A 6,625-nucleotide genomic window follows, 5' to 3' on the forward strand; every position below is an offset into this window, starting at 1 on the left:
ATAATGGATAACCTCAACATCAATAAACATATTTCGGCTCAATACAACGCTGAGCTGGAATCCGTACGCAACCAAGTTTTAACCATGGGCGGGCTGGTCGAGAAACAGCTAACCGATGCGATTAAGGCAATGAACAAAGGCGACGCCGAACTGGCACAAACCGTGATTGACAATGACCAAAAAGTCAACGCAATGGAAGTCAGCATCGACGAAGCCTGCACCCAGATTATTGCCAAGCGGCAGCCAACCGCTAGCGATTTACGGTTGATCATGGCGATTATTCGAACCGTTTCTGAGCTCGAACGCATTGGTGATGAAGCCGATAAAATCTGCCGTACGGCATTGGAAAAATTCTCCAATCAACACCAAACATTGTTAGTTAGCTTAGAGTCACTGGGCAATCATACTATTCAGATGCTCCACGATGTGCTGGATGTATTAGCCCGTTTGGACATTGAACAAGGGATCCAAGTTTACCGCGAAGACAAAAAGGTAGACCGTGAATATGAAGGTGTTGTGCGTCAGTTGATGACCTACATGATGGAAGATCCACGCACGATCCCCAATGTCATGACCGCCATGCTCTGTGCTCGAGCCATTGAACGTATCGGTGACCGAGTTCAGAATATCTGTGAGTTTGTATTCTATCTGGTCAAAGGCAAAGACTTCCGCCATGTCGACAGCGAATCATTAGAAAAACTGTTGTCAGATGTCACGCCACCAGCCCAAAAATAATGGACGGGGCAATCATTCTTCGATTGCCCCTGTTTTAACGCTCTGCTCTGTTTACCAACACCAGTGTGCTCTTAAATTCTATCCAACAACCAGCGTTCTTAACCATAATTAAGCTATTTCGTAGCCATATTTACTAGCTTTTGCGCTGCGTTTAATCATCCCTACTGTTTAGCCTTGAAGTCTATAGATATCCCGTATCAGCAATGTTAATGTGATAAATAACAAGTCATTCATATTGACGCAATTTCAAGTCACAACAGTAAACTTAAACGAGGACAGGCAGCGATGAATGTAGGTTTTGTGGGATGGCGCGGAATGGTTGGTTCCGTACTCATGCAACGAATGCAGGAAGAAAATGATTTTGCCAAAATCACCCCCGTATTTTTCACCACCTCACAAATTGGGCAAAAGGGACCAGAAATTGGTGGGAGTCAACCGTTAAAAGATGCCTCAGCGATTGCAGAACTCGCTAAGATGGATGTCATTGTTACCTGTCAAGGGGGCGATTACACCAAAGCCACTTACCCGCAATTACGTGAGTCAGGCTGGCAAGGCTATTGGATTGATGCCGCTTCAACCCTACGGATGGTTGATGAGTCGGTTATCATTCTTGATCCTGTCAACCGACATGTCATCGACAAAGCCTTGGCTGAAGGGACTAAAACATTCATCGGTGGCAACTGTACCGTTTCACTGATGCTGATTGCCTTAGCCGGTTTATTTGAAAAAGATCTCATCGAATGGGTCACGCCAATGACCTATCAAGCCGCATCTGGCGCAGGCGCACGCAATATGCGAGAACTGCTATCACAGATGGGCGAATTACACGATTGTGTTGCTGATGAGCTCAATTCGCCCTCTTCAGCTATCTTAGAAATTGATCGTAAAGTCGCAGCTAAAATGCGCGCGGACAGCTTTCCAACCGATCAATTTGGGGTCCCTCTGGCTGGTAGCTTAATTCCATGGATTGATGCCGAATTGCCCTCAGGCCAGAGTAAAGAAGAATGGAAAGCGCAAGCCGAAGCTAATAAAATTTTAGGTCAGAGTGATGCTCCAGTACCCATCGATGGCTTGTGTGTGCGCGTTGGCGCAATGCGCTGTCATGCTCAGGCTCTGACGATTAAACTGAAAAAGGACCTGCCGGTGAGCGAAATTGAATCCATTTTGGCAAACCATAATCCATGGGTAAAAGTCATCGCCAATGAAAAACAACTGAGCATGCAAGAACTCTCGCCAACGAAAGTCACTGGTACACTCAATGTCCCCATTGGTCGAATTCGTAAGCTGGCCATGGGGGGTGAATATATTTCAGCATTTACCGTCGGTGATCAACTGTTATGGGGCGCAGCCGAACCATTACGCCGGATGCTAAATATTTTACAACAGGCTTAAATTAAAGCACTTTTGAGCGCAGTGCCTTTTTCGAGCTGCGCTGACTTTTCTTATCCAGGCGTCGGCGCACCGACGCCTTAGTTGGCTTGGTCTTTTTGCGTTTTTTATTTTGATGTAAGGCTTTCGCAACCAACTCAACGAGCCGTTTTTTCGCATCATCTAAATTAAGTTGGTAGGTCCGATGCATCTGCGCTTTGATCACCACCTCTGCTTGAGCGGTAATACGCTGATCCGAATAATTCTTCAAACGTTGTTGCTGAGCATAACTTAAACCACTGCGGGTGATATCTAAACGCAGTTCAACGGCCGAAGCCACTTTATTGACATTCTGCCCGCCTGGACCACTAGAGCGAATCTGAGAAATCTTAATCGCATCTTCATCGATCGATACACCTGGTTTAACCAGCAACATGGATAATTCTCCTTGAACGACAAACCCAAGCTTTCATTAATAACGCCGAACCATCAGCGTTGGGAGTGATAGATGGTAACGAATCGCCACCAATCGGATCAACAAAGCCGTTAAAATACATAGGAGAGTGCTGATCCAAAAAGGTGAGTGAACACTTACTGATAAAATCCAAACAATCCCCCCGGCTAAACATGCCGTTGCATAGATCTCTTGGCGCAAGACCAGCGGAACCCGATTGGCTAGAACATCGCGCAACATGCCCCCACCACAGGCGGTGATAATCCCCATGAGCACACAGATCGAAAGAGGCGCACCACTTTGTCGAGCTTTAACGGCACCAATCGCCATAAAGGTTGCCATACCAATCGCATCTGCTACTGGCAATAACCACCAAGGCAACGTTTTTAACCGCCACAAGCCAACCAAGCTGATGATACAAGCGCCCAGAATCACCCACAGATAAGCAAGTTGATGCACCCAAAAAACCGGGGTGTCACCAAGCGCCATATCACGCATCGTCCCTCCGCCAATTGCCGTACAGGTGGCTAAAACTAGCGCACCAAAAGGGTCCATCCGCCGTCCTGTGGCCACTAATACGCCTGAGACTGCAAACACTGCCGTCCCAAAATAATCCAAAACTGTAATTAACATTTTCCGCTCTTAGACCATCGCTGTTTAACGCGCCTATTAGACCCAATTTGCTCCCTAGATGCCAGCGACAAAGTTGAGCGAATTGCCAATCGGCTCTATGATCAACTAAGAATCAAAAAGGAGTCTGGAATGGCAAAATTAGTTTGGTTTCGACATGACCTGCGAACCCTGGATAACCCCATGCTCAACTATGCCTGTCGTAGCGGCCAACCTGTTTATGGATGCTATCTCATCACGGCCCAGCAATGGCAGCGCCAAAATCACAGCCCTTTACGTAATCAATATGTCCTCAATCGCCTGAGCGCATTGCGCCAAGAACTCGCTGATTGTCATATTCCATTGATCATAAAAAGCTGCGATGACTATGACGGCTGCCTATACGAGCTCGAGCAGTTATGTATGCAACTGGCTATCGATGAAGTGGTTATGGGCGCCGAGTATGGACTCTGGGAACGCCAGCGCGACGAGAAAATTCATGCCGCATTAGCCACGCAGTCTATCCCAATGACCCGTTTTACCAGTCAGGTGCTCGTTGCCCCAGGCGAAGTCACTACAGCTCAAGGTCAGCCATACCGAGTCTTCACCCCTTTTTCTAAAGCATGGAAAGCCCAGTTATCATTGCACGAACTGTCGCCGCTAGCCGCCCCCAAGCAACACCCCCAAAACACCAAAATCGATGAAGGGCTAAGCGATGCTCAGCTCACTCGCTTCGCGGGTGGCGAAAGCTGCTGGCCGGTCACTCAAGAGCAAGTACTCAACCATCTCAATCTCTTTGTCAAACAGAAAGTCAGTCATTACCAACAATGGCGAGATTTTCCCAGTGAACCTGCAACCAGCCGCCTGTCGGTTGCACTTGCCCATGGGGTATTCTCCACCGCTCAAGCACTGCATTTATTACAACAGTCATACCCTGAACAATATCTTGACCCAAAAACGGGTCCTGGTTGTTGGCTGAATGAGCTAATCTGGCGCGAATTTTATATTCAGCTGCTCGCCCAGTTTGACACAATCAGCCAAGGGTTAGCCTTTAAAAGTGAAACTCGTGCCATTCAATGGGAGCAGAACCCCGCCGCACTAACGGCTTGGCAGCAGGGAAAAACAGGGATCCCAATTGTTGATGCAGGCATGCGCCAACTCAATGAAATTGGCTGGATGCATAACCGCGTCAGGATGATCTGCGCCTCATTTTTATGTAAGAACCTCTGGCTCGACTGGCGCGAGGGCGAAAAATACTTCATGAGTAAACTCATTGATGGCCATTTGGCCAGCAACAACGGGGGTTGGCAGTGGAGCGCTTCCACTGGCACCGATGCAGCCCCCTATTTTCGTGTATTTAACCCCATCAGTCAGAGTCAGAAATTCGATCCCCAAGGAGACTATATTCGCCACTGGGTGAACGAGCTTGCATCACTATCAGCAGCGCAAATCCACGACCCCGACAACACAGTACGGCAAAAGGTCAATTACCCACAACCGCTGGTCGATCTGAAACAATCACGTAAACAGGCGATTGCGCGCTTTGCTGCGCAAACGAAAAGAGACTAAAACTAAAGTAAGAACAGACTTAGAAGAGTGTCGAAAAAATCACTTCGACACCAATCCCCACTAAAATCAGACCACAAATCCAGTCCAAATAACGGTTATGCCGGCGAACCCAACTCAATAAGCCGGCCCGACTTAAAATCGTCACAACCAGCGAATACCAACAGCCATCGATCAGCCAGGGAGTCATCACCAACACCCCATGGGAACTATGAGAACTTTGTACAAATGGACTAAACAGCGCAATAAAAAAAAGTAAAATTTTAGGGTTAAGCAACGAGATAGCAAGAGCATCACGCGCCGCATCGGTTGGCGATGAGCGCACCGCATCACGGCTCGAATTAAGCTCGAATTTATTCGCAGTTTGGCGAAATGACATCACTCCCATCCAAATCAGATAACCTGCTCCAGCAAGAGCAATCAGATGGAATAAGAGCTGCGCTTTCAACAAGATAATGGCTAAGCCAAAAACACTTAAAGCGGCATAAACCGCAATACCAGTGGTATGACACCAAGCAGCAATATAACCACAGCGGCGTCCCCCACTGACGGTATGACGAATGACCATAGCCAAACTTGGCCCCGGCGACATTGCGCCTAATAGACATACTGCTGCCAGCGGTAACCATTGATTGATATCCACAAACCCCTCACTCATTCCCTGTTCGGTCAAGCTATCACTAGAATAACGCCATCAAAGTCATTTGCATAACAGATTGACAACTCAAGCCGCTCAGGCGAGGATTCGACAAGGACTGAAATCAAGGAGTCGTTATGCAACCTATTCGTGTTGGTGTTATTGGTTATGGAAATTCAGCCAAAACCTTCCATCTGCCATTTATTAACGCACTACCCATGTTTGAACTAGTCGCCATTAGCTCAAGCCAGAGTGATGCCCTCAATGCAGAATATCCAAATGTTGCACACTATCCAGAGGCCATGGCTCTGATAGAGCAAAGCAATGCCGAACTGGTGATTATTACAGCACCCAATCAAGCTCACTATCCGTTAGCCAGCGCCGCTATCGAAAAAGGGTTGCATGTCTTACTAGAAAAACCATTTGTCATCGATATCAAGCAAGGACAAGCGCTTATCGAACAGGCCAAACAAGCCAATGTGAAGCTGAGCGTCTACCACAACCGACGTTGGGATGGCGATTTTTTAACCGTCAAACAACTCATCGAAGAAAATAAACTGGGCAAGCTTAAAGTGTTCCAATCGCACTATGACCGGTTTCGTCCCGAAGTAAAAGTTCGTTGGCGAGAAGATGGTCAACCGGGATCGGGGATCCTTTATGATCTGGGGTCACATCTCATCGATCAAGCATTAGCACTATTTGGCCGGCCCTTACAAATCAGTGCCGATGTACTGGCCATGCGCGATGGTTCTCCAGCTATTGATTATTTTCATCTAACCTTACACTATGCCGATCATCTGGTGATTCTGCACTCGAGTTCATTGAGCGCCGGCCCGGTACTGCGCTTTCGCTTAGAAGGTCAACAGGGAAGTTATGTGAAATATGGGATAGATCCGCAAGAAGACCAGATCAAAGCAGGCATTGTCGATACCAACTCAACTCAACAAGCCGGGGCAGAAACAGGAGTTTTGTACACAGCGCAAGATGAAACACAAATCACCAATATCCAGGGAGGTTATCATCACTTTTACCGCCAGCTCGCTGAATCGTTAATTCATGATACCCCCCTGCCAGTCAGTGCCGAACAAGCATTAGATACCATTCGCGTTATTCAATTAGCCGAACAAAGCCAGATACAGCAGCAAACATTAGACTTTTGTGACTAGGGACTGTTGACCTTTGGTGGTTGAATTTTGTTCAAATTAAACGCATTTTGAACGCGGCGCCCCCTGCGTCGCTTAATGAGTGAAGCAAGC

At 47.4% G+C, this 6,625-nt stretch carries 7 protein-coding genes; 4 read left to right on the top strand and 3 right to left on the bottom strand.

Annotated elements, in window-relative coordinates:
• Positions 1 to 3 precede the first annotated feature (3 nt).
• The gene (gene phoU / locus EV690_RS01230) at positions 4 to 735 is read left to right on the top strand and encodes a phosphate signaling complex protein PhoU (protein WP_131911127.1); all 732 of its coding nucleotides are present in this window, start codon (positions 4 to 6) and stop codon (positions 733 to 735) included.
• Between the two features lie 285 nt (positions 736 to 1,020).
• On the top strand, positions 1,021 to 2,127 hold the full coding sequence (asd, locus tag EV690_RS01235) for an aspartate-semialdehyde dehydrogenase (protein WP_131911128.1): 1,107 nt from the start codon (positions 1,021 to 1,023) through the stop codon (positions 2,125 to 2,127).
• A 1-nt stretch (position 2,128) separates the two neighbouring features.
• Here asd and arfB read toward each other — a convergent pair whose 3' ends face one another.
• Together arfB and EV690_RS01245 are read right to left on the bottom strand one after the other, a co-directional pair.
• On the bottom strand, positions 2,129 to 2,539 hold the full coding sequence (gene arfB, locus EV690_RS01240) for an alternative ribosome rescue aminoacyl-tRNA hydrolase ArfB (protein WP_131911129.1): 411 nt from the start codon (positions 2,537 to 2,539) through the stop codon (positions 2,129 to 2,131).
• 36 nt (positions 2,540 to 2,575) lie between these two features.
• The gene (locus EV690_RS01245; protein ID WP_131911130.1) at positions 2,576 to 3,190 is read right to left on the bottom strand and encodes a trimeric intracellular cation channel family protein; all 615 of its coding nucleotides are present in this window, start codon (positions 3,188 to 3,190) and stop codon (positions 2,576 to 2,578) included.
• A gap of 129 nt (positions 3,191 to 3,319) precedes the next feature.
• Here EV690_RS01245 and phrB point away from each other — a divergent pair, with 129 nt between their 5' ends.
• Positions 3,320 to 4,735, top strand: a complete 1,416-nt coding sequence (phrB, locus tag EV690_RS01250) for a deoxyribodipyrimidine photo-lyase (RefSeq protein WP_131911131.1) — start codon at positions 3,320 to 3,322, stop codon at positions 4,733 to 4,735.
• Between the two features lie 19 nt (positions 4,736 to 4,754).
• Here the strand turns inward: phrB and EV690_RS01255 are convergent, their stop codons facing one another.
• Positions 4,755 to 5,390, bottom strand: a complete 636-nt coding sequence (locus EV690_RS01255) for a LysE family translocator (RefSeq protein ID WP_131911132.1) — start codon at positions 5,388 to 5,390, stop codon at positions 4,755 to 4,757.
• 116 nt (positions 5,391 to 5,506) lie between these two features.
• On the opposite strand from EV690_RS01255, the gene EV690_RS01260 reads away from it, so the two are divergent.
• Positions 5,507 to 6,535 carry an oxidoreductase gene (locus EV690_RS01260; protein WP_131911133.1) on the top strand — a complete coding sequence of 343 codons (1,029 nt, stop codon included), beginning with the start codon at positions 5,507 to 5,509 and terminating at the stop codon, positions 6,533 to 6,535.
• Positions 6,536 to 6,625: the final 90 nt, after the last annotated feature.

It is taken from the genome of Celerinatantimonas diazotrophica (genome assembly GCF_004339545.1).
Classification (GTDB): Bacteria; Pseudomonadota; Gammaproteobacteria; order Enterobacterales; family Celerinatantimonadaceae; genus Celerinatantimonas; species Celerinatantimonas diazotrophica.

Excerpts from the sequence above, each read along its gene's own strand:
- phoU (WP_131911127.1), top strand. The coding sequence starts at position 4 with ATGGATAACCTCAACATCAATAAACATATTTCGGCTCAATACAACGCT.
- asd (WP_131911128.1), top strand. The coding sequence starts at position 1,021 with ATGAATGTAGGTTTTGTGGGATGGCGCGGAATGGTTGGTTCCGTACTC.
- arfB (WP_131911129.1), bottom strand. The coding sequence starts at position 2,539 with ATGTTGCTGGTTAAACCAGGTGTATCGATCGATGAAGATGCGATTAAG.
- EV690_RS01245 (WP_131911130.1), bottom strand. The coding sequence starts at position 3,190 with ATGTTAATTACAGTTTTGGATTATTTTGGGACGGCAGTGTTTGCAGTC.
- phrB (WP_131911131.1), top strand. The coding sequence starts at position 3,320 with ATGGCAAAATTAGTTTGGTTTCGACATGACCTGCGAACCCTGGATAAC.
- EV690_RS01255 (WP_131911132.1), bottom strand. The coding sequence starts at position 5,390 with ATGAGTGAGGGGTTTGTGGATATCAATCAATGGTTACCGCTGGCAGCA.
- EV690_RS01260 (WP_131911133.1), top strand. The coding sequence starts at position 5,507 with ATGCAACCTATTCGTGTTGGTGTTATTGGTTATGGAAATTCAGCCAAA.